General features: G+C 69.7%; 31 protein-coding genes and 1 pseudogene. 15 read left to right on the forward strand and 17 right to left on the reverse strand.

What is annotated here, in order from left to right; genetic code table 11:
- Nucleotides 1-13: 13 nt before the first annotated feature.
- The gene (locus AC069I_RS31595; RefSeq protein ID WP_478267062.1) at nt 14-1,387 is read left to right on the forward strand and encodes a type I glutamate--ammonia ligase; all 1,374 of its coding nucleotides are present in this window, start codon (nt 14-16) and stop codon (nt 1,385-1,387) included.
- Between the two features lie 73 nt (nt 1,388-1,460).
- Here AC069I_RS31595 and trpA read toward each other — a convergent pair whose 3' ends face one another.
- From trpA to AC069I_RS31620, 5 genes are all read right to left on the reverse strand, one after another.
- Nucleotides 1,461-2,252, reverse strand: a complete 792-nt coding sequence (gene trpA, locus AC069I_RS31600) for a tryptophan synthase subunit alpha (protein ID WP_478267063.1) — start codon at nt 2,250-2,252, stop codon at nt 1,461-1,463.
- Nucleotides 2,249-3,496 carry a tryptophan synthase subunit beta gene (gene trpB / locus AC069I_RS31605; protein WP_478267100.1) on the reverse strand — a complete coding sequence of 416 codons (1,248 nt, stop codon included), beginning with the start codon at nt 3,494-3,496 and terminating at the stop codon, nt 2,249-2,251. Before trpB ends, trpA begins: the two co-directional genes overlap by 4 nt.
- Nucleotides 3,475-4,284 (reverse strand): indole-3-glycerol phosphate synthase TrpC, encoded by an 810-nt coding sequence (gene trpC, locus AC069I_RS31610; protein ID WP_340687687.1) that lies wholly within the window; start codon nt 4,282-4,284, stop codon nt 3,475-3,477. Before trpC ends, trpB begins: the two co-directional genes overlap by 22 nt.
- A 192-nt stretch (nt 4,285-4,476) precedes the next feature.
- Nucleotides 4,477-5,034 (reverse strand): Trp biosynthesis-associated membrane protein, encoded by a 558-nt coding sequence (locus tag AC069I_RS31615; protein ID WP_478267064.1) that lies wholly within the window; start codon nt 5,032-5,034, stop codon nt 4,477-4,479.
- Nucleotides 5,027-6,589, reverse strand: coding sequence for an anthranilate synthase component I (locus AC069I_RS31620; protein ID WP_478227185.1), 1,563 nt, complete (start codon nt 6,587-6,589; stop codon nt 5,027-5,029). Before AC069I_RS31620 ends, AC069I_RS31615 begins: the two co-directional genes overlap by 8 nt.
- A 95-nt stretch (nt 6,590-6,684) precedes the next feature.
- Between AC069I_RS31620 and AC069I_RS31625 the strand changes: the two genes are divergently transcribed.
- The gene (locus tag AC069I_RS31625) at nt 6,685-7,290 is read left to right on the forward strand and encodes a TetR/AcrR family transcriptional regulator (protein WP_478227186.1); all 606 of its coding nucleotides are present in this window, start codon (nt 6,685-6,687) and stop codon (nt 7,288-7,290) included.
- 202 nt (nt 7,291-7,492) lie between these two features.
- Here AC069I_RS31625 and AC069I_RS31630 read toward each other — a convergent pair whose 3' ends face one another.
- From AC069I_RS31630 to hisF, 5 genes are all read right to left on the reverse strand, one after another.
- Entirely contained in the window at nt 7,493-7,804 is a 312-nt protein-coding gene (locus tag AC069I_RS31630) for a hypothetical protein (protein WP_478227187.1), read from the reverse strand.
- 296 nt (nt 7,805-8,100) lie between these two features.
- Complete coding sequence (locus tag AC069I_RS31635; protein ID WP_478227188.1) at nt 8,101-8,463, reverse strand: DUF1304 domain-containing protein; 363 nt, start codon at nt 8,461-8,463, stop codon at nt 8,101-8,103.
- Nucleotides 8,460-8,822 (reverse strand): phosphoribosyl-AMP cyclohydrolase, encoded by a 363-nt coding sequence (hisI, locus tag AC069I_RS31640; protein ID WP_340687681.1) that lies wholly within the window; start codon nt 8,820-8,822, stop codon nt 8,460-8,462. The genes AC069I_RS31635 and hisI overlap by 4 nt, the downstream gene beginning before the upstream one ends.
- The gene (locus AC069I_RS31645) at nt 8,812-9,201 is read right to left on the reverse strand and encodes a hypothetical protein (protein ID WP_478227189.1); all 390 of its coding nucleotides are present in this window, start codon (nt 9,199-9,201) and stop codon (nt 8,812-8,814) included. Before AC069I_RS31645 ends, hisI begins: the two co-directional genes overlap by 11 nt.
- Nucleotides 9,198-9,971: an imidazole glycerol phosphate synthase subunit HisF gene (gene hisF, locus AC069I_RS31650; protein ID WP_340687679.1), complete on the reverse strand. Its 774-nt coding sequence runs from the start codon at nt 9,969-9,971 to the stop codon at nt 9,198-9,200. The genes AC069I_RS31645 and hisF overlap by 4 nt, the downstream gene beginning before the upstream one ends.
- A gap of 39 nt (nt 9,972-10,010) precedes the next feature.
- On the opposite strand from hisF, the gene AC069I_RS31655 reads away from it, so the two are divergent.
- The 8 genes from AC069I_RS31655 to AC069I_RS31690 are packed head-to-tail and all read left to right on the forward strand — an operon-like array spanning nt 10,011 to nt 15,578.
- Nucleotides 10,011-10,637, forward strand: coding sequence for a TetR/AcrR family transcriptional regulator (locus AC069I_RS31655; RefSeq protein WP_478227190.1), 627 nt, complete (start codon nt 10,011-10,013; stop codon nt 10,635-10,637).
- 28 nt (nt 10,638-10,665) lie between these two features.
- Nucleotides 10,666-11,175 carry an RNA polymerase sigma factor gene (locus AC069I_RS31660; RefSeq protein ID WP_340687677.1) on the forward strand — a complete coding sequence of 170 codons (510 nt, stop codon included), beginning with the start codon at nt 10,666-10,668 and terminating at the stop codon, nt 11,173-11,175.
- A complete protein-coding gene (locus AC069I_RS31665; protein WP_478227191.1) occupies nt 11,172-12,170 on the forward strand; it encodes a hypothetical protein in 999 nt (332 codons plus the stop codon). The genes AC069I_RS31660 and AC069I_RS31665 overlap by 4 nt, the downstream gene beginning before the upstream one ends.
- Before the next feature lie 28 nt (nt 12,171-12,198).
- On the forward strand, nt 12,199-13,122 hold the full coding sequence (locus AC069I_RS31670) for an NADP-dependent oxidoreductase (RefSeq protein ID WP_478267065.1): 924 nt from the start codon (nt 12,199-12,201) through the stop codon (nt 13,120-13,122).
- Nucleotides 13,119-13,679: a putative glycolipid-binding domain-containing protein gene (locus AC069I_RS31675; protein ID WP_478227193.1), complete on the forward strand. Its 561-nt coding sequence runs from the start codon at nt 13,119-13,121 to the stop codon at nt 13,677-13,679. Before AC069I_RS31670 ends, AC069I_RS31675 begins: the two co-directional genes overlap by 4 nt.
- Before the next feature lie 49 nt (nt 13,680-13,728).
- On the forward strand, nt 13,729-14,451 hold the full coding sequence (locus AC069I_RS31680) for an ABC transporter ATP-binding protein (protein WP_478227194.1): 723 nt from the start codon (nt 13,729-13,731) through the stop codon (nt 14,449-14,451).
- Nucleotides 14,448-15,182: an ABC transporter permease gene (locus tag AC069I_RS31685; RefSeq protein WP_478227195.1), complete on the forward strand. Its 735-nt coding sequence runs from the start codon at nt 14,448-14,450 to the stop codon at nt 15,180-15,182. The genes AC069I_RS31680 and AC069I_RS31685 overlap by 4 nt, the downstream gene beginning before the upstream one ends.
- Nucleotides 15,183-15,191: 9 nt before the next feature.
- Complete coding sequence (locus tag AC069I_RS31690) at nt 15,192-15,578, forward strand: PPOX class F420-dependent oxidoreductase (protein ID WP_340687671.1); 387 nt, start codon at nt 15,192-15,194, stop codon at nt 15,576-15,578.
- A gap of 47 nt (nt 15,579-15,625) precedes the next feature.
- Here the strand turns inward: AC069I_RS31690 and AC069I_RS31695 are convergent, their stop codons facing one another.
- From AC069I_RS31695 to hisH, 3 genes are all read right to left on the reverse strand, one after another.
- A complete protein-coding gene (locus AC069I_RS31695) occupies nt 15,626-15,973 on the reverse strand; it encodes a DUF1330 domain-containing protein (protein ID WP_219150319.1) in 348 nt (115 codons plus the stop codon).
- 80 nt (nt 15,974-16,053) lie between these two features.
- Nucleotides 16,054-16,791, reverse strand: coding sequence for a bifunctional 1-(5-phosphoribosyl)-5-((5-phosphoribosylamino)methylideneamino)imidazole-4-carboxamide isomerase/phosphoribosylanthranilate isomerase PriA (gene priA, locus AC069I_RS31700; RefSeq protein WP_007029948.1), 738 nt, complete (start codon nt 16,789-16,791; stop codon nt 16,054-16,056).
- Between the two features lie 9 nt (nt 16,792-16,800).
- Nucleotides 16,801-17,424: an imidazole glycerol phosphate synthase subunit HisH gene (gene hisH, locus AC069I_RS31705; protein ID WP_478227286.1), complete on the reverse strand. Its 624-nt coding sequence runs from the start codon at nt 17,422-17,424 to the stop codon at nt 16,801-16,803.
- Nucleotides 17,425-17,560: 136 nt separating this feature from the next.
- Between hisH and AC069I_RS31710 the strand changes: the two genes are divergently transcribed.
- The 3 genes from AC069I_RS31710 to AC069I_RS31720 all read left to right on the forward strand — a co-directional run bounded on the left by AC069I_RS31710 (nt 17,561) and on the right by AC069I_RS31720 (nt 19,694).
- On the forward strand, nt 17,561-17,740 hold the full coding sequence (locus AC069I_RS31710) for a hypothetical protein (protein WP_478227196.1): 180 nt from the start codon (nt 17,561-17,563) through the stop codon (nt 17,738-17,740).
- Between the two features lie 72 nt (nt 17,741-17,812).
- Nucleotides 17,813-18,985 carry an acyl-CoA dehydrogenase family protein gene (locus tag AC069I_RS31715; RefSeq protein WP_478227197.1) on the forward strand — a complete coding sequence of 391 codons (1,173 nt, stop codon included), beginning with the start codon at nt 17,813-17,815 and terminating at the stop codon, nt 18,983-18,985.
- Nucleotides 18,986-19,025: 40 nt separating this feature from the next.
- Entirely contained in the window at nt 19,026-19,694 is a 669-nt protein-coding gene (locus AC069I_RS31720; protein WP_478227198.1) for an NIPSNAP family protein, read from the forward strand.
- On the opposite strand, the gene AC069I_RS31725 is transcribed toward AC069I_RS31720, so the two are convergent.
- From AC069I_RS31725 to AC069I_RS31735, 3 genes are read right to left on the reverse strand one after another with little or no spacing between them, the layout of a single operon-like run.
- A complete protein-coding gene (locus AC069I_RS31725) occupies nt 19,680-20,108 on the reverse strand; it encodes an NUDIX hydrolase (RefSeq protein ID WP_478227199.1) in 429 nt (142 codons plus the stop codon). The genes AC069I_RS31720 and AC069I_RS31725 overlap by 15 nt on opposite strands.
- Nucleotides 20,109-20,118: 10 nt before the next feature.
- Entirely contained in the window at nt 20,119-21,009 is an 891-nt protein-coding gene (locus AC069I_RS31730; RefSeq protein ID WP_478267066.1) for a transketolase family protein, read from the reverse strand.
- A gap of 4 nt (nt 21,010-21,013) precedes the next feature.
- On the reverse strand, nt 21,014-21,706 hold the full coding sequence (locus AC069I_RS31735) for a transketolase (RefSeq protein WP_478227201.1): 693 nt from the start codon (nt 21,704-21,706) through the stop codon (nt 21,014-21,016).
- A 52-nt stretch (nt 21,707-21,758) separates the two neighbouring features.
- Here AC069I_RS31735 and soxR point away from each other — a divergent pair, with 52 nt between their 5' ends.
- Together soxR and AC069I_RS31745 are read left to right on the forward strand one after the other, a co-directional pair.
- Nucleotides 21,759-22,220 (forward strand): redox-sensitive transcriptional activator SoxR, encoded by a 462-nt coding sequence (gene soxR / locus AC069I_RS31740; protein WP_016335982.1) that lies wholly within the window; start codon nt 21,759-21,761, stop codon nt 22,218-22,220.
- Between the two features lie 46 nt (nt 22,221-22,266).
- On the forward strand, nt 22,267-22,815 hold the full coding sequence (locus AC069I_RS31745) for an RNA 2'-phosphotransferase (protein WP_478227202.1): 549 nt from the start codon (nt 22,267-22,269) through the stop codon (nt 22,813-22,815).
- Here the strand turns inward: AC069I_RS31745 and AC069I_RS31750 are convergent.
- A pseudogene (locus tag AC069I_RS31750) lies at nt 22,812-23,676 on the reverse strand (hypothetical protein). The gene AC069I_RS31745 and the pseudogene AC069I_RS31750 sit on opposite strands and share 4 nt — an antisense overlap.
- Between the last annotated feature and the right edge of the window lie 10 nt (nt 23,677-23,686).

A 23,686-nucleotide genomic window follows, 5' to 3' on the forward strand; every position in this document is an offset into this window, starting at 1 on the left:
AGGATGAGGAACCATGGTGAACCGGGAAGCACTGACCGCCCGCGCGACCGCCCTCACCGGGGAACTCCGGGCCCGGGGTGTCGAGCTTGTGGCGCTGACCTTCGTGGACAACGCCGGGATCGCGCGGGTCAAGGCGGTACCGCTGCGGAAGTTGCCGTCCGCGGCCGCTTGGGGTGTCGGCGCTTCGAAGTCCTTCGACTTCTTCGGCTCGGACGACGTCATCAGCGGCGGCGAGTATTCCCTCGGCCCGGTCGGTGACCTGCGGCTGCATCCGGACCTCGACGCGTTGACCGTGCTCGCCGGGCAGCCTGGCTGGGCCTGGGCTCCGGCGACGAAACTCGACCAGGAGGGCGAGCCGCACCCGCAGGACGCGCGGGCCCTGCTGGCGACGGCGGTGGACCGGCTCGCCGCGCGCGGTCACCGGGCGCGGATGAGTTTCGAAATCGAATGGGTGATCACCGGCGCCGACGCGCCGGACGATCCGACCTCGGCCACCGCGGGCCCGGCGTACGGCTACGCGAGACTTTCCGAGCACGCGGACTATCTCCGCGCCCTGGTGTCCACTTTGGACCAACAGGGGGTCGGCGTGGAACAGATCCACCCCGAGTACGCCGACGGCCAGTTCGAGCTGTCGGTCGCGGCGGCGGACCCGGTGCGCGCGGCCGACATCGCCGTCCTGACGAAGGAGACGATCCGCGCGCTCAGCCACCGGCACGGGCTGAAGGCGTCCTTCACCCCGAAGTTCGCGCCCGCCGGCGTCGGCAACGGCGGGCATGTGCATCTGAGTGTCTGTGACGGCGCGCGGAACCTTTTCTTCGGCGGGGAAAGGGTTTTCGGGCTGACGCCGGTCGCGGAGTCGTTCAGCGCGGGCATCCTGCGGCGGCTGCCCGCGCTGCTCGCGATCGGGGCACCGTCGGTGGTCAGCTATCTGCGACTGGAGCCGCACCACTGGGCGGGCGTGTACGCCGCGTGGGGGCTGGAGAACCGGGAGACGCCGCTGCGGCTGGTACGCGGCGTCGCCGGGAACCGTGACTCGGCGGCGAACCTCGAGGTCAAATGCTTCGACCTGACCGCGAATCCGTATCTGCTGGCGGCCGCCCTGCTGTTCGCCGGGATGGCCGGAACCGACGAGGAGGCGGTGCTGCCGGAGCCGCTCGACGTCGACCCCGGGATCTTGACCGACGAGGCGCGCGCCGCCCGCGGGATCGAGCGGCTGCCGCTGCGGTTGGAGGACGCCGTCGCGGCGTTCGAGGCGGACAAGGCCCTCACTGCCGCGTTCGGCGCTCCGCTGGCGACGACGATCGTGGGCCTGCGGCGGGCGGAGATCGAGCGGTTCGCGCTCGCGACCCCGGAGGAGATCACCGAAGCGCAGCGGTGGCGGCACTGAGCGGCCGGTCCAGCTGGTCGTGAGTGGCGATTCGGGTTAGAACCCGAATCGCCACTCACGACCAGCGTGAGGATCAAGCGGGGGCGACGGTCTTCCGCACACCCGCGGCCAGCTCGGCCGAAAGCTCCCGAACCGCGTCCAGTCCGCTCGTGGCGGCGGTCACCAGCGCGGAGCCGACGATGACACCGTCCGCGAAACCGGCGACCTGCGCCGCCTGCTCGCCGGACCGGACGCCGAGCCCGACGCCGATCGGCAGGTCCGTATGCGCGCGGGTGCGCGCGACCAGATCCTCGGCGTGCACGCCGACCTGGTCACGAGCGCCTGTCACGCCCATCACCGCGGTGGCGTACACGAAACCGGATGCGGCCTCGACGGTCTTCGCGATCCGCTCCTCCGAGGAGGACGGCGCGACCAGGAAGATCCGGTCCAGACCATGCTGCTCGGAGGCGGCCATCCACTCGTCGGCCTCGTCCGGGATCAGGTCCGGGGTGATCATGCCGAGCCCGCCCGCGGCGGCGAGGTCCCGCGCGAAGCGGTCGACGCCGTAGCGGTGCACCGGGTTCCAGTAGGTCATCACGACGGCCTTGCCGCCGCGCGACGACACCGACTCGACGACCTCGAACAGGTGCTTGAGCCTGAAGCCGCCGGAAAGCGCGCTCACCGACGCGGCCTGGATGGTCGGGCCGTCCATGACCGGGTCCGAGTAGGGCACGCCCACCTCGACCAGGTCGGCGCCGCCGTCGACCACCGCGGCCAGCAGGTCCTTCGACCCGTCGACCGTCGGGAAACCTGCCGGGAGATACCCGATCAGCGCTCCACGCCCCTCCGCGCGCGTCGCCGCGAAGAGCTCCTTCAACCCGCTCATGCGTTCTCCACCAGGCCGAAGTACTTCGCGGCCGTGTCCATGTCCTTGTCGCCACGACCGGACAGGTTCACGATGATCAGCCCCTCGGGACCGAGTTCGCGGCCGAGCACCAGCGCGCCCGCCAGCGCGTGCGCCGACTCGATCGCCGGGATGATGCCCTCGGTGCGCGAAAGCAGCTTGAACGCGTCCATCGCCTCGGCGTCGGTCACCGGCCGGTACTCGGCGCGGCCGCTGTCCTTGAGCCACGAGTGCTCCGGGCCGACACCCGGGTAGTCGAGGCCCGCGGAGATCGAGTGCGACTCGACGGTCTGGCCGTCCTCGTCCTGCAGCAGGTACGTCATCGCGCCGTGCAGGTTGCCCGGTGTGCCCTTGGTCAGCGTGGCGCCGTGGCGGTTGCCCTCGATGCCCTCGCCGCCCGGCTCGAGACCGACGAGACGGACTTCCGGGTCGTCGATGAAGCCGTGGAAGATGCCGATCGCGTTCGACCCGCCGCCGACGCAGGCCGCGACGGCGTCCGGCAGGCGCCCGGCCTGCTCCAGGATCTGGACGCGGGCCTCCTCGCCGATGATCTTGTGGAAGTTCCGCACCATCATCGGGAACGGGTACGGGCCCGCCGCCGTGCCGAACAGGTAGTGCGTGGTGTCGGCGTTGGTGACCCAGTCGCGCAGGGCCTCGTTGATCGCGTCCTTGAGCGTGCGCGAACCGGTCTTCACCGGGACGACCTCGGCGCCGAGCAGCTTCATGCGCGCCACGTTCAGCGCCTGCCGCTCGGTGTCGACCTCACCCATGTAGACGATGCATTCCAGGTCCAGCAGCGCGCAGGCGGTGGCGGTGGCCACGCCGTGCTGCCCGGCCCCGGTCTCGGCGATGACCCGCTTCTTGCCCATCCGTTTGGTGAGCAACGCCTGTCCCAGCACGTTGTTGATCTTGTGCGAACCGGTGTGGTTCAGATCCTCGCGCTTGAGGAAGATCCGGGCGCCGCCGGCGTGCTCACCGAAGCGCTTGGCCTCGGTGAGCAGCGACGGGCGACCGGCGTAGTCACGCAGCAGACGCCGGAACTCGTTGACGAAGTCCGGGTCGTTCCGCGCCTTGTCGTACTCGGCCGCGACCTCGTCGACGACGCCGATCAGGGCCTCCGGCATGAACCGGCCGCCGTACGGGCCGTAGTAGCCCCGGTCGTCCGGATCGTGCTTGCCGTGGGTTTCTTCGTGGTACTCAATGGTCATCGGGAAGGCCTCGGGCAGGCAGGGTGCGATCCGGCGGTGACGAGCTTGACCAGCGCACCCTTGGGGTCGCCCGAAGCTACGAGCCCTTCGCCCACCAGGACGGCGTCGGCACCGTGACCCGCGTAAGACATCAGGTCGCCGGGGCCGCGCACACCGGACTCGGCGATCTTGAAGACGTCCATCGGCAGACCGGGGGCCAGCCGCGAGAAGACGTCCCGGTCGACCTCGAGGGTGTGCAGGTTGCGGGCGTTGACGCCGATCACCTTCGCGCCGGCTTCGAGGGCCTTGTCGGCCTCTTCGGCGTTGTGGATCTCGACCAGCGCGGTCATCCCGAGGGATTCGACCCGGTCCAGCAACGCGATCAGGGCGTTCTGCTCCAGGGCCGCCACGATCAGCAGGACCATGTCCGCGCCGTGCAGCCGCGCCTCGTGGACCTGGTACGGGCTGACGATGAAGTCCTTGCGCAGCACCGGGATGTCGACAGCCGCGCGGACCGCGTCGAGGTCGGCGAGCGAACCGCCGAACCGGCGCTGCTCGGTCAGCACGCTGATCACCCTGGCGCCGCCGTCGGCGTAGTCCTTCGCCAGCGCGGCCGGATCGGGGATCTCGGCCAGGTCACCCTTGGAGGGGCTGCGCCGCTTCACCTCGGCGATGACGCCGATACCGGACTCACGCAGGGCCGCGAGCACGTCACGTGGGGGCGCGACCTGGGTCGCGCGCTTCTTCAGTTCGTCGAACGGCAGAACCGCCTCGCGCTCGGCGAGATCGGCACGGACGCCGGCGACGATGTCATCGAGCACGCTCACCGGAGTTCCTCACCGGCCGTCGTACTCACGGATTCCTTCGCAAGGTCGCTCACAAAAACCTTCCCCTTCCCGCCGAAACGATGCTAACCCCCGCACGGATACGGCCTGGTTCCGGGTATGTCCGTTACTCCGAATGCCAACCGTGTCATCTTTCGCGGCGTAGATCTCGAAAACGCGCGTTTTCCGCGGCCATCACCGGGTCGCGGTGGGATCTTCGCCTTCGGACAGCGCCTCCCACAGCTCGGTTTCCAGATCCTTGGCGGCCTTCTTCTTCGCCCCCGGCGCCGAGTACTTCGCGCCGAGACGAGGCATCCGGCCCGCACCCTTGATGGCTGCCAACCCACCCGCCGTCACGAGAATTCCCCCGAGGATCGCGAGACCGCGGGCTCCCACCAGCTGAGCGACGGGCAGACCGTCGGCGAAGCCACTCAACGAGCCGCCCGCCACGCCGATCCACACCGCGGCGACACCGGCCACGGCGAGTACCACGCCGAGCACCCGGCGTGGCCAGCCGCCGGTGGCGATCAGCCCGGCCGTGCCGGCGAGCGCCAGCAACGCGAGCGGAATCAGCGCGACCGCACGCTGTGAACCGGTTTCCGTGTACAGCACCGTGCCGCGCACACCGCCGTCGCGGAACTCCGCGAACCACACGAGCTGCGAAGAACCCCACAGCGCGACCGCCCCCAGCAGCAGCCCCACCACGGCGATCCACAGTGGACGCTTGGCCTTCTTCGCCGGGGCCTCAGACACGAGTGCGGTCACCCGCCGGGTCGAGTTCGTCCGCCGCGATCATCGTCTGCGCCGCCGCCACGGCGGACAGCACGGTGCGGGCCTTGTTGAGCGACTCGTTGTCCTCGTAGTCGGCCACCGAATCGGCGACGACTCCCCCGCCCGCCTGGACGTACGCGGTGCCGTCCTTCATCAGCGCGGTGCGGATCGCGATCGCGGTGTCGGCGTCCCCGGCGAAGTCGAGATATCCGACGACGCCGCCGTAGAGCGCCCTGCGGGTCGGCTCCAGCTCCTCGATCAGCTGCATCGCGCGGACCTTCGGCGCGCCGGAGAGCGTCCCCGCCGGGAAGCAGGCGGCGACGGCGTCGAAAGCCGTTTTGTCGTCGAGGAGTTCGCCGGTGACCGTGGAGACGATGTGCATGACGTGGCTGTAGCGCTCGACGTCGAAGAAGTCGACGACGCGCACGGTGCCGGGCTTGCAGACCTTGCCGAGGTCGTTGCGGCCGAGGTCGACGAGCATCAGGTGCTCCGCGCGTTCCTTCTCGTCCGCCAGCAGGTCCTTGGCCAGCTGCGCGTCCTCCTCCGGGTCGGCGCCGCGCCAGCGGGTACCCGCGATCGGATGCGTGGTCGCGCGGCCGTCCCGCACGGTGACCAGCGACTCCGGGCTGGACCCGACGATGTCGAAGCCGTCCAGGCGCAGCAGGTACATGTACGGGCTCGGATTGGACGTGCGCAGGACACGGTAGACGTCCAGCGCGTCGGCCTGGGTCTCGATCTCGAATCGTTGCGACGGCACGATTTGGAACGCTTCGCCCGCCTTGATCGCCTCGACCGCCTTCTCGACGGCCGCATGGAAGTCCGGCTTGGAGCGGCGGCGGGTGAATTCGGGCGCGGGACGGTCGAAGACGGCGGCCGTGGCCGGGGCCGCGACGTGCAGCTGCTTGGTCATCGCGTTCAAACGCGCGACGGCGTCGTCGTACGCCGCGTCGACGCGCTCGGCCGAGTCGTCCCAGTTGACCGCGTTGGCGATCAGCGTGACGGTGCCCTCGTGGTGGTCGAAGGCGGCCAGGTCGGTCGCCAGGAGCATGGTGAGCTCGGGGATGTCGAGGTCGCGTTCGGCGAGTTCGGGGAGCCGTTCGAGCCAGCGGACGGCGTCGTAGCCGATGTAGCCGACCATGCCGCCGGTGAGCGGCGGCATCCCGGGCAGCTGCTCGGTGTGGAGCGCGGCGACGGTCTCACGCAGCACGGTGAGCGGGTCGCCTTCGGTCGGCAGGCCGACCGGCGGGGTGCCGGTCCAGACAGCCTGGCCGTCACGCACGGTCAGCGCGGCGGGGCTGTCCACGCCGATGAACGACCATCGGCTCCAGGAAGCGCCGTTCTCCGCCGATTCGAAGAGGAACGTCCCCGGCCGGTCGGCGGCGAGCTTGCGGTAGACCCCGATGGGGGTCTCACCGTCGGCGAGCACGCGGCGGACAACGGGGATGACGCGACGGCCCTCGGCGAGCGCGCGGAACTCGTCGCGCGAAGGGCTGACCGAGCCGAGCCCCGACGGGCTGGCGTTTGCGGCGCTGACCATGTCGCTCATTGTGCTGCAACGCCCGTGGGAGGCGGGACGCGGGGATGAATTCAAGGAATGTTGAATTTCGGGCCGGGTCCGTCCATGATGACGCCATGGCTGGTGAAGACACTACCGCTCGGCGCCGGGGACGGCGGCCCGGCGGACAGGACACCCGCACCGCGCTGCTCGAGGCGGCCCGCGCGGTGTTCGGCGAGAGCGGCTTCGACGGCGCGACGGTGCGCGCGATCGCGACGCGCGCCGGGGTCGACGCGGCGATGGTGAACCACTGGTTCGGCAGCAAGGAAGGGCTGTTCGCCCAGGCCGTGCTGAAACTGCCGTTCGAGCCGCACGAACTCCTCGCGGAACTTCGGGACGGGCCAGACGAGGAGTTCGGCCGCCGGATCGTGCGCACCTTCCTCACCCGGTGGGACGGCGCGGGCGGTGACGTGTTCCAGGCGCTCGTCCGCAGCGTCGCCGGGCACGAGCAGGCCGCGCTGGTGCTGCGCGGGTTCTTCCAGAGCTTCTTCACGAAGGTCATCGGTGAGCTGGGCTCGGACCGAGTCGAACTGCGGACGACCCTGTGCGCGTCACAGCTGGTCGGGATGGGGATGATCCGGTACGTCGCGAGGTTCGAGCCGATGGCTTCGAGCGAGATCGAGCCGCTGGTGACCGCGATCGCGCCGACGATGCAGCGGTATCTGACCGGAAAGGTCGACTGAGCCCGGCCGTGAAGGCCTCCTTGCCTACCCTGAAGGTAGCGAAGGAGGCCTTCACTACCCGCCGGGCGAATGGCGACGAATCCTGTGAGGCGGACGACACGCGTGCTTGGAGGCGCGACACGCGTGACCAGAGGCGCGACTCGCGTGCTTGGAGGCGGAACTCGCGGGCCGAGTGTCATCCGGCCCGATCGGTGTCGTCGGATCAGGCCGTGTCCGGCTCGATCTCCTTGACGGGAACGGTGCGGAGCCGGTCCTTGAAGAACCGTCCGCGCGGGAAGATCACGATCATGTCCGTTTCCTCGCCGCCGACGAAGACGGGGACTTTCTCGAGTCCCTCGAAGCGAGGAGCGATCCGCAGCGACCGTCGCGTCTGAAGCAGCTTGTAACCGCGCTCGGGATAGACGTCGATCCCAGGGAACAACCAGCCGGGCCCACCGTCGCCGTGGCCTCGCGCAAGCCGGTCTTCAAGGCCGAGCGATACCGGCCCCGCCAGATCCAGGCGGCGTACAGGCACGCCGGGAAGCCGAAGAAGCCCGCCGTGGACAACGGAATCAGCAACTCGTATCCGGTCCCGTCGGCGACTATCCGGCAGGAGATGAAGAAGACCATCCAGAACACCGACAACGCCAGCGCGCGCACCTTGAAACGCGTCAGGTTCTCGATCAGGGGGACGGCCACATCGTCATGGATCGTCAGCGGGGCAATGCCTTCGACGGCATCACCATCCGAAGTGGACCGAGGTCGCCCGGCGACGCGCGGTCGTCGTCTCGGACGGTCACGCTCGGCCGGTCTTCGCCTTCCCACCGCCGGTCAGCCCGCGGCCAGCACCGCGATCAGCGCCAGCGTGCCGGGGACCACCTGCACGAAGAAGATCTTCTTGCTCGCCGTCGCCGTCCCGTAGAGCCCCGCCACGATCACGCAGGCGAGGCCGAAGATCTTGAACTGCCAGGCGGTGCTGCCGGTCGCGATCAGGCCCCAGATCAGCGCGGCGGCCAGGAAACCGTTGTACAGCCCCTGATTGGCCGCCAGCGTCGTGGTCTCCTTCGCGAACTCCTCGGTCGTGCCGAAGGAGGCGCGGGCGCGCGGGGTGGTCCACAGGAACATCTCCAGCACGACGATGTACAGGTGGATCAGGGCGACGATGCCGACCAGCACGTTGGCGACGATATTCACGGGTTCTCGCTCTCGTCGGCCAGCAGCAGCCGTTCGTCGGTGTCGAAACAGGTGTGCGTGCCGGTGTGACAGGCCGGGCCGGTCTGGTCGACGCGCAGGAGGACGGTATCGCCGTCGCAGTCGATCCGCACCTCGCGCACGTGCTGGACATGGCCGGATGTCTCGCCCTTGACCCACAGTTCCTTGCGGCTGCGCGAATAATAGGTGCCGCGCCGCGTCGTGAGGGTGCGTTCGAGCGCCTCGTCGTCCATCCACGCCATCATCAGGACGTCCGATGTGGAGTGTTCGACGACGACGGCGGCGATCAGCCCGTCGGCGTTGCGCTTCAAGCGATCCGAGAGGGCGGGGTCAAGCGTCATTCGTGGCTCCGAGAAGGTGCCGTTTCACCGGCATCGAGTTGAGCAGGACCGCCGTGTAGATGTACCCGGCGAACAGCAGCCCGGAGACGATCTTCACCCAGAAGAGTTCCGCCGCCAGCATGGACAACGCGTGCAGCAACCCGAACAGGAAGCTGACGCCGAAACCGGCGAACCGCGCCGAAGACATCTTCAGCACCAATCCCGCCACGACGAGTCCGCCGAGGACCAGCGACGTCCCCGGCAGCAGGAACGTCCGCGCGGTGGAGTACGGCGCGAACATGAGGATCGCGGCCATCGCGAGGTAGGCGAGGGCGAGCCCGAGCAGCAGCGCGCAGACGACCTTGACCTCGGTGGAGGCCTTCCATTTGGCCAGGATCACCGGACCACGACTCCCCCGGCGCGCAGCGCGCTCTTGACCTCGCCGATCTTCAACTGTCCGAAGTGGAACACACTGGCCGCGAGCACCGCGTCCGCGCCCGCCTCGACGGCGGGCAGGAAGTGCTCGAGCGCGCCGGCGCCACCGCTGGCGATCACCGGGACCCGGACCGCCGCCCGCACCTGGCTCAGGAGTTCGAGGTCGAAGCCGTTCTTGGTGCCGTCGGCGTCCATCGAGTTGAGCAGGATCTCGCCGACGCCCAGTTCCTCGCCGCGCGCGGCCCACTCGACGGCGTCGATCCCGGTGCCGCGGCGCCCGCCGTGCGTGGTCACCTCGAAACCGGACGGGGTCGGTTCGGTCCCCTCGGGGACCCGGCGCGCGTCCACCGACAGGACGACGCACTGCGCGCCGAACCGGCGGGACGCCTCGCGCAGGAACTCCGGCCGCGCGATGGCGGCGGTGTTGATGCTCACCTTGTCCGCGCCGGTGCGCAGCAACCGGTTGACGTCGTCGTTCGTGCGCACGCCGCCGCCGACGGTGAGCGGGATGAACACCTGTTCCGCGGTCCGGCGGACGACGTCGAAGGTGGTCTCACGGTCCCCGGAGGACGCCGTGACGTCGAGGAACGTGAGCTCGTCCGCGCCCTCGGCGTCGTACAGCCTGGCGAGTTCGACGGGGTCGCCGGCGTCGCGCAGGTCGGCGAAGTTGACGCCCTTCACCACACGGCCCGCGTCGACGTCGAGACACGGGATGACCCTGACTGCGACTGACATGGGGACAAGCGTAGTCAAGACCCGTTCTAAGCTCGCGGGATGGCACAGGCGGGGCGGCGGCCGGGGCAGACCGAGACGCGGGAGGAGATCCTCGACGCGGCGAGGCGCAGGTTCGCCGAACAGGGCTACGACGGGGCGACCGTCCGCGCCATCGCGGCCGACGCCGGGGTCAACGCGGCCCTGCTGCACCATTTCTTCGGCACCAAGCAACGGCTCTTCGCCGCGTCGATGAATCTGCCGGTGGACCCTGGCGAGCTGGTCCCCCGGATCCTCGAAGGCCCCGAAGAAGAGATCGGCGAGCGCCTCGTCCGCGCGTTCCTCGGCCTCTGGCAGGCCCCGGACGGCCGCGCGCCGTTCCTGGCGATGATCCGCTCCGCGACCACCAACGAGCAGGTCGCGACCATGATGCGGCAGTTCCTGGAGCGGGCGGTACTGGCGCGGGTCGCCGAAGCGCGCGGCGTGCCGAAGGTGCGGGTGGCCGGGATCGCCGCGCAGATGATCGGGTTCGCGCTGCTGCGCTACGTCATCGGGCTCCCGCCGCTGGTCAACGCCTCGGAGGAGGAGATCGTCGCGATGCTGGCCCCGGTCGCGCAGTACTACCTGACCCCCGGCGCCGAGAAAGTTCGGCTCCCGATGCATCAGCGGGGTGGTCTCGCGCGTCACTAGTAGCGAGACCACCGGCTGAGGGGGACACGTGCCTGCGACCTTCGACGAGTTCGTCGCGGATCGCCTGGACGGCCTCCTGCGCTACGCGACCGTCCTGACCGACGATCCGTACCTGGCGCAGGACATCGTCCAGGAGGTGCTGCTGCGTGCTCAGGAACGCTGGCCGAAGATCGACTCGCCGCCGACGTACGTCCGCCGGATGGTGACCAACGAGTACCTCTCGTGGCGGAGGCGGCTGGCGGTCCGCCGGGTGACGCCGTCGTCACCGGAAGCGCTCGACCTGATGAGCCCGCCGGTCTCCGATCACGCCATCGAGTACGACGAACGCGACGCGATGCTGGACCGGCTCGCGAAGCTCCCGCGCAAACAACGCGCCGCGATCGTGCTCCGCTACTACGAGAACTACTCCGACGAGGAGATCGGCGCGGTACTCCGCTGCGCGACGTCGACCGTGCGCAGCCAGATTTCGCGCGCGCTCGCGACGCTGCGGGAAACCGGGCCGTCCCCGTCCGTGCAGCCCACGGGAGCCCGCAAATGACCCGACTGAGTGACGAGCACACCGAGGACCTGATCCGGGAGAGCCTCGAACACCTGGCGACGCGGGCGCCCGACGGGGCCGAGGTCCGCGACGCGCTGGCCCAACGGTCGCGCAGCCGTCCGAAGATGGCTTTGGCGCTGGTCGCGGCGGCGGTCGCGATCATCGCGCTCGGCGTGCCACTCGGCCTGCGGGCCTACACAACGGTCACGCCCGCCTCGCCGCGCGACGCGGACTGGGCGGTGCTGCCGTACAAACCGGGCTGGCTTCCCGACGGTTTCAAGGAGATGAGCCGCTCCGCGAAGCCTTATCCGGCGCCTCAGACCAGGACGTGGAGTGGCGGCGAGGCGGGCCAGGTCCAGCTGACCACCACTCCGCTGGACGAGCGGCGCGGGCCGTGGACGATCGCGCCCGCCCCGAACCAGATCATCGTGCACGGCAGGGTCGGCATGGTCTCGGAGGTCTACGGCGACGCGACGATGCTGACCTGGTCACCCGACGACGCGTACGTGCTGAACTTGACCCTGCACGGTGTGCGCGACGCGCGCGGCGTGGGTCAGCGGATCGCGGACGAGATGGTCGGGGACGGCCGTGCCCGGGTGTCGGGCGAACTGCGGTTCGGCAGGTTGCCCGCCGGCCTGGAGCCGTCCGGGGTGAACCTGGCCATGATGGTCGACGGGGGCACGACCGAGCTCGAAGCCACCCGTGCCGGGCAGCCCAGCGCGGCGGCGGTGGTCACGGCGAGGCTCGGCGGCCAACCGCCGGACGCGGGCGATGCCGCGCCCGTGCCGCTCAAGATCAGGGGCCTCGACGGTTTCGCCCTCCCCGCGCGGAACGGGCGGGGAGGGAAGCTGGACGAAACGGTCGCCGTCCAGGTCGAAGGCGGGCGCTGGCTCACCGTGTCGGGCAAACGGGACCGGGCCACGCTGGCCGACATCGCCGAGGGCCTGCAGATCATCCCCGGTGACTACAGCTGGTTCGGGAAGCCGCCGGAATAGTGACGGGCGGGCGGCGGTTGTCGACGGCATGACGGACACCTACCGCTCCATCGCGTTCACCGAGTACGGCGACTCCGGGGTCCTGCGCGTCCTCGAACGTGAGCTTCCCGCGCCGGGACCCGGCCAGGTCCGGGTCGCCGTCCGGGCCGCGGGCGTGAACCCGATCGACTGGAAGATCCGGTCCGGGCTGATGGCGGAGGTGTACCCCGCGAAGTTCCCCGCCGTGCCCGGTGGGGACATCTCGGGCGTGATCGACGCGGTCGGCGAGGGAGTGTCCGGGTTCGCGGCCGGCGACGAGGTCCTGGGGTCCGGCATCGGCGGGTACGCGGAATACGTCCTCGCGGATCCGGCGAACCTGATCCGCAAGCCCGGGGCACTCTCCTGGGAGCTGGCCGCGGCGCTGCCGGCGGTCGTCAACACCGCCTACCGCGCCCTCGCCCTCCTGGATCTCCAGAAGGGCGAGACGCTGCTCATCGACGGCGCGGCGGGCGGCGGCGGCACCATCGCCGTCCAGCTCGCCGTCGCGCGCGGGCTCACCGTCGTGGGCACCGCGAGCGAAGCGAACCACGATTACCTGCGCTCGCTGGGTGCCGTCCCAGTGCAGTACGGCGAAGGCCTCGCCGAGCGCGTACGCGACGTCGCGCCGCAGGGCGTCGACGCGTCCTTCGACGCCTCCGGACGCGGCTCGCTCGCCACCCTCGTCGAGCTGACCGGTGGCCCGAAGCGGGTCATCACCATCGCCGCGCCGGACGCGGCAGACCACGGCGTCCGCTTCACGTCGGGTTCTCCGGCCGAGCAGGTCCCCGGCTCGCTGGCCGAAGGCGCCGCGCTCGCCGCCGAAGGCAAGCTCGACCTGCCGATCGCCCGCGTGTACCCGCTCGCCGAAGCGGCCGCGGCCCAGGGCGAAAGCGAAGGCGGCCACGTCCGGGGCAAGCTCGTCCTGGTCCCGTGAGCCTTCCCGCGACGGCGAGCTGGCTGCATCGGGACGCGAGGACCGGCCTGGAGGTCGCGTTCTTCGAAGAACACGAAGGCGGCTGGAGGATCAGCGGGGCAACGACAGCGGTCGAGGACGGCGAATCCTGGTTCGTCGAGTACGCGATCACCGTCGACGCCGCCTGGCATACGAGGTCGGCGGAGATCTCCGGCCGGTCGGCGAGCGGCGCCCGGCGCACGGTGCTCGAATCCGGCGGTGACGGACGATGGCGGGTGGACGGGGTCGCGGATCCGCGGCTCGACGGCTGTTTCGACGTGGACCTCGAGTCGTCGTCGATGACGAACACGCTGCCAGTGCACCGGCTCGGCCTCGCTCCGGGCGCCGCCGCCGAGGCGCCCGCCGTGTACGTCCGTGCGGGCGACCTCGCCGTGGAGCGGCTCGAGCAGCGCTACGAGCGGATCGGTGACCGCGATTTCGCCTACGCGGCACCGGTCTTCGACTTCTCCTGCGTACTGCGCTACGACCGGCACCTGCTGGTGCACGACTACCCGGGCATCGCCGTCCGGCTGTCCTGAAACACGCACCCCTTGACTCACGCTTCTCAACGAGCGCAGAATTAAACACATGGCTAATTCGGCGATCTCCGTGACAGGACTGAGGGTCGTCCGCGGCGGTCGCGAGGTCGTCAAGGACATCGCGTTCCGGACGCCGCGCGGGCGCGTCACCGGCCTGCTCGGGCCGAGCGGCTGCGGCAAGACGACGCTGATGCGTTCGATCGTCGGCGTGCAGATCGTCGCCGCGGGCGAGGTCACCGTGCTCGGCCATCCCGCGGGCAGCCCGCCGCTGCGGCGCCTGATCGGCTACGCCACCCAGAACCCGGCCATCTACGCCGACCTCACCATCACGGAAGCGTTGCGCTACTTCGCCTCCGTCCTCCGCGCGCCGATGTCCGATGTGGACAGGGTGATCGCCGAAGTCGGGCTGACCGACCACGCGGGCAAGCTGGTCGGCTCCTTGTCGGGCGGACAGCACAGCCGCGCCAACCTCGCCGTCGCACTGCTCGGAAAACCCGAACTGCTCGTCCTCGACGAACCGACCGTCGGCCTCGATCCCCTACTCCGCGACGAACTCTGGGCGCTGTTCCGCCGCCTCGCCGAGGGCGGGACGACGCTGCTCGTGTCCAGCCACGTCATGGACGAGGCAGCGCGATGCGACCGGCTGCTGCTCATGCGCGAAGGCCGCGTCCTCGCCGACGACACCCCGGCCGGGCTTCGCGAACGCACCGGCACGACCGATCTGGAACAGGCGTTCCTGCGGCTCGTCCGGGAGACGGAGATGACCTCGTGAACCCCACGCTGACACTCGCCACGGCCCGCCGCATCCTCCTTCAGCTACGGCACGATCCGCGCACCGTCGCGATGCTGATCGTCGTCCCGTCGCTGCTGATGGTGCTGCTGCGCTTCGTCTTCAACTCCGAAGCGGTGTTCAGCCGGGTCGCTCCGGCGCTGCTCGGCGTCTTCCCGTTCCTGATCATGTTCCTGATCACCTCGATCACCACGCTGCGCGAGCGCACCACGGCGACACTGGAAAGACTGATGACCCTGCCGATCGGCAGGATGGACCTGCTCTTCGGCTACGCGATCGCGTTCGGTTCGATCGCGATCGTGCAGGTCGGCGTCGCCGCCGGGATTTCGCTCGCCTGGCTGGGCCTCGACATCGCGGGCTCGATCGGGATGCTGCTGCTCATCGCCGTCCTCGACGCCCTCCTCGGGATGGCGCTCGGCCTGTTCGTGAGCGCGTTCGCGCGGACGGAGTTCCAGGCGGTGCAGTTCATGCCGCTGTTCGTGCTGCCGCAGATCCTGCTGTGCGGGCTGTTCGTGCCGCGCGGGGAAATGGGCTGGCTCCTGAACTGGCTTTCGAACGTGATGCCGCTTTCGTACGCCGTCGAAGCGCTCACGCGGGTCACCACGTCGGGCACCGTGGACGCGACACTCCTCTGGAACCTGATCATCGTCGGGGCGTGCGCACTGGCCGCGCTGGTGCTCGGCGCGGCGACCTTGCGCAGGCGGACAGCCTAGACTTTCCACATGGGATCGGAGTTCGAGCGGATCGCCGCCGAGAAGTACGTCGTCCTGACCACCTTCCGCAAGAACGGCACCCCGGTGCCGACCCCGGTCTGGGCGGCGGGCGACGGCGGCGAGCTGGTGCTCTGGTCCGAGCGGAAGGCGGGCAAGGTCAAGCGCATCCGCAACAGCGGCCGGGTCGAGGTCCAGGCCTGCGACTTCCGCGGTGCCAAGACCCATGGCGACGTCGTCGCGGGTGAGGCTCGGCTGCTGGACCTCGACGAGACCGAACGGGTGCGCAAGGTGATCGCGCGGAAGTACGGGATCACCGGGCGGGTCACGATGTTCTTCAGCAGGCTGCGGGGGCCGAAGGACCGGACCGTGGGCATCGCGATCAAGCTGGCGGAGTAGCCCTGGGTCTCGTGAGTGGTGAGGACGGTTAGAACCGTCCTCACCACTCACGAGGCCTGCAGCGCCCGCAGCGAGGCCGCCAGCGCCGCCGAGTCGTGGTCCGGCCCGCATCCCTCCACCAGGATCAGATCGCCGGGGATGTGGTCGGCCCGCAGCGGCAGGATCTCCCGGTACGCGGGCGAGTCGTACCACTCCCGCGCGGCGTCGAGGCTCGGGAACTCGATGAGCACGAGCGCCCCCGGCCACTCCCCCTCGACGACGTGGACCCCGGCTCCGTGCACGAGGAACCTGCCGCCGAAGGGATCGAGCGTGGCCTGGATCCGTTCCATGTACTCGAAGACCTCTTCGGCCAGCACAGCGGCGGGGCGAAGGTGGGCGAGTCCGTAGGCGGTCATGATGTCCCTCCAGGTTTCGTTGTCTTGGAAGGAATCCTGACCGAGCCGGCGCGTGGCGTCGATTACCCGGGAGGTAAAGCTCAGAACTCCGCGACGGCCGCGAGCGCCTCGGGCAGGGTGAACGCGCCGGCGTAGAGCGCCTTGCCGACGATGGATCCCTCGACACCGTCGCGGGCCAGCGCGGCCAGCGCGCGGAGATCGTCCACACTGGACACACCACCGGAGGCGATGACCGGCGCGTCGGTGCGGGCGGCGACCTCGCGGAGCAGGTCGATGTTCGGCCCCTGGAGGGTGCCGTCCTTGCTCACGTCGGTGACGACGTAGCGCTGCGCGCCGTCGCGGTCGAGCCGGTCGAGGACCTCCCAGAGGTCACCGCCGTCCTGCGTCCAGCCGCGGGCGGACAGCCGGTGCCCGGCCTCGGTGATCCGCACGTCCAGCCCGATGGCGACGCGGTCGCCGTAGGAGGAGACGACCTTCGCGGTCCACTCCGGGTCCTCCAGCGCCGCGGTACCGAGGTTGACGCGGCGGGCGCCGGTGGCCAGCGCGGCCTCCAGCGAGGCGTCGTCGCGGATGCCACCGGACAGCTCCACCTGGACGTCGAGCTTGGCCACGACGTCGGCGAGCAGTTCGCGGTTGGAACCCTTGCCGAACGCGGCGTCGAGGTCCACCAGATGGATCCACTCCGCACCGTCGCGCTGCCAGGCGAGCGCCGCCTCCAGCGGGCTGCCATAGGAGGTTTCGGTGCCGGCCTCGCCCTGGACGAGTCGCACGGCCTGGCCATCGGCCACATCAACGGCGGGAAGGAGCGTGAAAGTCACGCGCCCACTCTAAGACAGGGTGTTCAGCCAGTTGCGCAGCAGGTGCGCCCCGGCGTCCCCGGACTTCTCGGGGTGGAACTGGGTCGCCCAGAGCGGCCCGTTCTCGACGGCGGCGACGAAGTCCTGGCCGTGGTTCGCCCAGGTCACCTTGGGTTGCTGTCCGGCGAGGCCGGAGTCCAGTTCCCAGGTCCGCGCGGCGTAGGAGTGCACGAAGTAGAACCGCGTGTCCGCGTCCAGACCGGCGAACAACTGTGAGTCCTCGGGGGCGCGGACGGTGTTCCAACCCATGTGGGGCAGGACGTCGGCCTCCAGCTTGTCGACCGTGCCCGGCCACTCACCGGCGCCCTCGGCCTCCACGCCGTGCTCGACACCGCGTTCGAACAGGATCTGCATGCCGACGCAGATGCCCAGCACCGGACGGCCGCCGGCGAGGCGTTTGCCGATGATCTTCTCCCCCGACACCGACCGCAGCCCCTCCATACAGGCGGAGAAGGCGCCGACACCGGGGACGACCAGGCCGTCGGCCTCGAGGGCGGCATGCGGGTCGGCGGTGACCTCGACGTCGGCGCCGGCGCGCTGAACAGCGCGTTCGGCGGACCGGAGGTTGCCGGACCCGTAGTCCAGGATCACCACGCGAGGAGTAGCCACGCGTCCCAGGTTAGCGGACCGGATTTTCTCCGGATTTCCTGTTTCGACGTTCACTCTTCTGGGTAATAACGCCTCCAAGTGAAAGGCCGGCGCAGGACCGCCCTGCACTTTTGGAGGAACGATGCAGGACGCCGACGACCTGACCCGCCTGCTCAGCGCCTGGCGCGAAGACATCGACAGCGTGCCTTTCCCTACCTTCGCGGAGCTGCTGATCCCGGCGCAGAAGCGGCGCTCCGCCCCGGCTCGGACGGCCACGGCATCGGTTCAGGTGACGAAGACCACCGGAGGGCGGGATCGCTGACACTCGACTCCGGTCGCGTGTGTGGTTTTCTTCATAGGAAGACGCCCCACCGAGCCGACCAGGAGTGACCGCATGAGCAGCAGTCCGGATCCGCGCGACTTCCTCGATCTCGACGCCGAGCTCACCGCCGAGGACCGGGCCATGCGTGACGCAGTGCGCTCCTACGCCCAGGACCAGCTCCTGCCGAACGTCGCCGAGTGGTACGAGTCGGGCGCTCTGCCCGCCGCCGAGCTCGCCAAGGGGTTCGGGCGGCTCGGACTGCTCGGCATGCACCTGGAGGGTTACGGCTGCGCCGGGACCAGCGCCGTCGCCTACGGCATCGCCTGCCGCGAGCTGGAGGCCGTCGACTCCGGGTTGCGCAGCTTCGTCTCGGTGCAGGGCTCGCTGGCGATGTACGCGATCCACAAATGGGGCACCGAGGAGCAGAAACAGGAGTGGCTGCCCCGGATGGCCGCCGGTGAGGCGCTCGGCTGTTTCGGCCTGACCGAACCGGACGCCGGCAGCGACCCCGGCAGCATGCGGACCCGCGCGGTGCGCGACGGCTCGGACTGGGTGCTGAGCGGCACGAAGATGTGGATCACCAACGGAACCGTGGCCGACGTCGCGGTCGTCTGGGCGCGGACCGACGAAGGTGTGCGCGGTTTCGTCGTCCCCACGAACACGCCGGGCTTCACCGCGAACGAGGTCAAGCACAAGCTGTCACTGCGCGCCTCGCTGACCGCGGAACTCGTGCTCGACGGCGTCCGCCTGCCGGATTCCGCCGCGTTCCCCGAGGTCAGGGGCCTGCGCGGGCCGCTGTCCTGCCTGAACGAAGCGCGCTACGGGATCCTGTTCGGCGTCGTCGGCGCCGCTCGCTCCTGCTACGAATCCGCGCTGGAGTACACGCTGAGCCGGGAACAGTTCGGCAAACCGCTGGCCGGGTTCCAGCTCACCCAGCGCAAGCTCGCCGATCTCGTCGTCGAGGTCAACCGCGCCGGTCTGGTCGCGCTGCGGATCGGGCGGCTCAAGGACGCCGGGACGCTGCACCACAACCACGTCAGCTTCGGCAAGCTCGCCAACGTCCGCTCTGCGCTGGAGGTCGCCAGGACCGCGCGCGCCATGCTCGGCGCCAACGGGATTTCGCTGGAATACCCGGTGATGCGGCATATGTCGAACCTGGAAACCGTGCTGACCTACGAAGGCACCGAAGAGATGCACGCGCTCTCGCTCGGCCAGTCGGTCACCGGTCTGGCCGCCTTCCGCTGAGCCGCCGGAAACTGTCGGTGCGGACCTCTATGGTCCGCGTATGACCGTTTCCCCCGAGTTCCAGTCCGTCGTCGAACTGCGCCGGTACACGCTGCACCCCGGCCGCCGGGACGGGCTGATCGAGCTCTTCGAGCGCGAGTTCGTGGAGAGCCAGGAAGCCTGCGGCATGCGCCTGTTCGGCCTCTTCCGCGAGCCTGCGGAGCCGGACAAGTTCGTGTGGCTGCGCGGTTTCCGGGACATGGAGACCAGGCGTGCCGCGCTCGAATCGTTCTACCACGGGCCCGTGTGGCGAGAGCACGGCCCGGCGGCGAACGAGACGATGATCGACGCATCGGACGTCCTGTTGCTGCGCCCGTCCGGGCCGGGGTTCCCCGCTCCGGGCGGCGCTGGGGATTCCCGGATTCTGGTGACGGTGTGCCATCCTGCCGTCCCGGTCAAGGAGTTCTCCGAGTACTTCGCGGACAACGTGGCGCCCGCCTTGCGGGAATCAGGCGTGGACACGTTCGGCCACTTCGAAACAGAGCCCGCGGAGAACACCTTTCCCCGTCTTCCCGTGCGGGAGAACGAGACGGTGTTCGTCTGGTTCTCCAAGTTCACGGAAGAACACCGCGAACTCCTGGACCGGACAGGCACCGAACTCGCGGGCAAACTCGAACGCCCTTGGCAACAACGGGAACTGGCGCCGACCGCGCGGTCAGTCCTGCGCTGAAAGGAGGTCCGCGAGTCCGTCCGGGTACAGGATCGCCTTGCCGCTCGACACGTCGGCCATCGGCAGCCAGTGCACGCGCGCGCCGTCGTCGAGCACCACGCCGACCTCGTCGCGCTCGTAGAACGCCTTGTCCGTCAGGTCCGCGGTGAACAGGAACACGATCTCGTGCCCCGGCCTGCCTTCGTAGGTGTACACGTTCTCCAGTACGGCGATCTGCTCGACCGAGGTCAGCTCCGCCGCGAGTTCCTCCTGGAATTCGCGGTGCAGCGCCTCGGCGGCGGTCTCCCCGAACTCGATCCCGCCGCCGAGCGGGCGATGGTAGGTCACGCCCTTGGTGTGGTCGCGGCCTTCGAACACGAGAAGGTCTTCACCGCGGCGGATGACCCCGAGCGAGAGCGGGCGGATCTTCGTCATCCTGGTGACGCTAGCGGAGGAATTCCTTGACGGACAAGGTGATCGAACCGGCGTCGAGGCCGTGCGCGAGGTCGTGATCGGCCATTTCGCCGTAGATCCGCACTTCCGCGTCACGCCGGACGCCGAGGGAGAGCAGCCGGTGCGGCATTTCGGACAAAGCGTCCGTCACCGCGTGCGCCGACGTCCCCGCGAGGTACGGCTCGATCAGCACGACGTCGGTGGCCCCGGTGGCGTCGACGGCCGCGCGCAGCCCGGCGGCGTCGAACGGCCGGATGGTCGAGGTGTAGAGCACGGTCACGTCGAGATCGGCGGTCGCCTCCAGCGTCCGGTCGAGCATCGGCCCGACGGCCACCACCACACTTCGCCTGCCTTGGCGCAGCGTTTGCAGACCCGCCCCCAGATGGGCTTTCGCGTTCTCCTGCGCGGAAAGCCGGAGATAGACGCGCCCGTCGCCGGGGATGGACTCGAGCAGCAGCCGTCGTGCCTCTTCGGGATGCCCCGGCACGTGCACGGTCCAGCCCGGCAGCGTGTCGATGAGGGCGACGTCTCCGGGCGCCTGGTGGGTCCGCCCGGCGGTCGGCATGTCGTAGGACGCGCCCGAGGACACCAGCACGGCCCCGACGTCCTGGTGTCCGAGGTCGAGTTTGACCTGCTCGAACGCCCGCTCCACGAGGAACGACGAGAAGGTGTGGACGATCGGCCGCATGCCGGCCAGCGCGAGTCCGCCCGCGGTGCTCATCATCAGCTGTTCGCGGATGCCGACGTTGAGCACCCGGTCGGGATGTTTCCGCGCGGCGAAGGCGAGTTGTGCCGCGGAGATGTCGGCGAGCACGACGGCGACGTTCGGGTCGGCGTCGAGCGCTTCGGCGGCGGCTTCGAGGAACGTTTCACGCATGTTCACGGGCTCAGGCCTTTCGCTCGACGGTCGCGACCACGGCGAGCGGCCGGTCCGGATGAGGTGTGGTGAAGGCTTCGTGGAGCGCGTCGTGATCGCGGCCGTCGACGGTGCGGGTCGTCCAGCCTTCGACCTCGAACCGGCGCGCGATCCCGCCGGGCCAGCCGTGTGTGGCCGAGGAGTTGTCGATGACGACGGCGGTCAGCTGCGGCATGCCGATCCGGCCCGCGACCGCGATGGCCTCTTGGTTGGAGCCCTCGTCGAGCTCCGCGTCACCGATGAGGGTGACGACCTTGGCGTCGCGGAATCCCTTGGCGCGCAGGCCGAACACGGTACCGATGGCCAGCGGGAGCCCGTGCCCGAGCGAACCGCTGGAGATCTCGGCCCCGGGAAGCCTCGCCCGGTCGGGATGGTGACCGAGGCGGGACTCGGCCGAAGTCCAGTCGGCGAGTTCTTCCTCGTGGAGGAAGCCCTTCTTCGCCAGCACCGCGTAGTAGGCCATCGGACCGTGCCCCTTCGACAGCAGGAAACGGTCGCGGCCCGGATCGCGGACGTTCTCCGGGGTGATGTCGAGCACACGGTCGTAGAGCACCCACAGGACGTCCACAGTGGACTCCGCGGCCGCCTGGTGTTTCTCGTCCCCGGTCATCAACGAGATCAGCCTCGGCAGATCCTCGTAGCCGGTCTTGGTGTCGGTGGTCATGAACCGAGGTTGCAACCTCGACTTAGGTCGAAGTCAAGGCTAATCTGGCGACGTGACGAGACTGGCTGAACACCTGAGCATCGGGCAGGTCGCCGACCGCAGCGGCGTGCCCCATACGGCTTTGCGTTTCTACGAGGACAAGGGACTGATCAGCTCCGAGCGCTCGGCGGGCAACCAGCGCCGGTACTCGCGCTCGGTGCTGCGCCGGATCGCCTTCATCCGCGCCGCGCAGCGGGTCGGGCTCAGCCTGGACGACATCAGCTCGGCACTGGAGACCCTACCCAAGGACCACGCGCCCACCAAGGCCGACTGGGCCCGCCTTTCGCGGGGCTGGCAGGACGAGCTCGACGCGCGGATCGACGCGTTGCAGCGCCTGCGCGACAGGCTGACCGGATGCGTCGGCTGCGGTTGCCTCTCCCTGCGCAGCTGCGGGCTCTACAACGCCGACGACCAGATGTCCCGCTTCGGCCCCGGCGCGGGGAAACTGCGCCCGGCTTCCGAGGGCGGCATCTGAATTCCCTTGCCACGCGGGGGCCGGATGTGCGTCACTGTGACTCGAAATGGACAAGAAGAACCTCATCCGAGTCTCGAAACGGCTCTCCCGGCACCTGCGGCACGCACCCGGCGACATCGGGATCACCCTCACCCCTGACGGCTGGGTCGACGTCGACACGCTCTTGGCGGCCTTGCGGCGCAACGGTTTGCCGCTCACCCGCACCCAACTCGACGAAGTGGTCGAGGGCAACGACAAACGGCGCTTCGCCTTCGACGAGGCCGGGCTGCGGATCCGTGCCAGCCAGGGCCACAGTGTCGACGTCGACCTCGCACTGCCCGCCGCGATCCCGCCGGAGGTGCTCTACCACGGCACGGTCTCCCGGTTCCTCGACGCGATCCTGCACGAGGGACTCCGGCCGATGAAGCGGCATGCCGTGCATCTCTCGGCGACCGTGGACACCGCGCGGGCCGTCGGGGCGCGGCGCGGCGTCCCGGTGCTGCTCGCCGTGGACGCCCGGGAGATGTCCGCCGCCGGTCACGAATTCCAGGTGAGCGCGAACGGCGTCTGGCTCACCGCCGCCGTCCCGCCGGAGTTCCTCCGCAGACTTCCTTAGACCAAGCCGTTGTTCCGCAGGAGCGACAACGTGTTCACGGTGAACATCCCGTTCCACTCCAGCGCGGCGGCCGGCGAATAGCTCGTGTAGTCGACCCGCCAGCCGCCGTCGTCGTGCTGCCCGCCCGCCACCCGCCGCAGATCCGCTTCGACGATCTCCGGCCGGAAGAGCTTCCGTGCCGGGCCACCGGGTTCCGGCGCGAAGTCGAGCGGGCGCATGGCCTCGCCCTCGATCCCGCCGCCGACGGCGACCACACCGTCGTCCGGGACGAACCGGCCGAGCTTCTCGACCAGGCGCGTGTCGCCGAGCGCGTCCACCAGCTTCATCGCGAAAGCGAGCACGAGCGCGTGCGGCGCCTCGTCGAGCTTCTCGATCTCATCTAGGCAGTAGCGCGTTGCCTTCGCGAGCCAGGGATGCGCGGCGACCGCCGGATCGTGTGCCGCGACGCGATGCGCGGTCACCGCGACGATCGCGGTGATCTGCAGTGAGGAGACCGCCGGATCCGCGCTCGTCCAGAACGGCGCGCCGCCCTCCGGATCCGGCATCGGCAGCGCGAACGGGATCCCGCCGTCGGGCAAGGAGATCGAGGCGAGCCAGTCACAGAGTTCGGCCGCGCGCGGACTTGCCGACGTCGGCGAAGACCTCGAAAGCGTGCAGCGCACCGGCGGGCTGACTGGTCACCGAGCGGCAGTCCGGTTCGAGTCCGTGGCCGTAGCCGCCGTCGGGATTGCGGTACGCCTCGAGCGCGGCGAGCGCCGCGGCCGGGTCATCGGAGCGGAAGAGGACTTCGAAGCGCCGCCTGTCGAGCAGCCGGGCCTGGGTGGCCATGAACGTGGCCGCCGCCTTCAGATCGATGTTCATGCCGACAGGG

This window comes from Amycolatopsis sp. NPDC043885, from assembly GCF_056435685.1.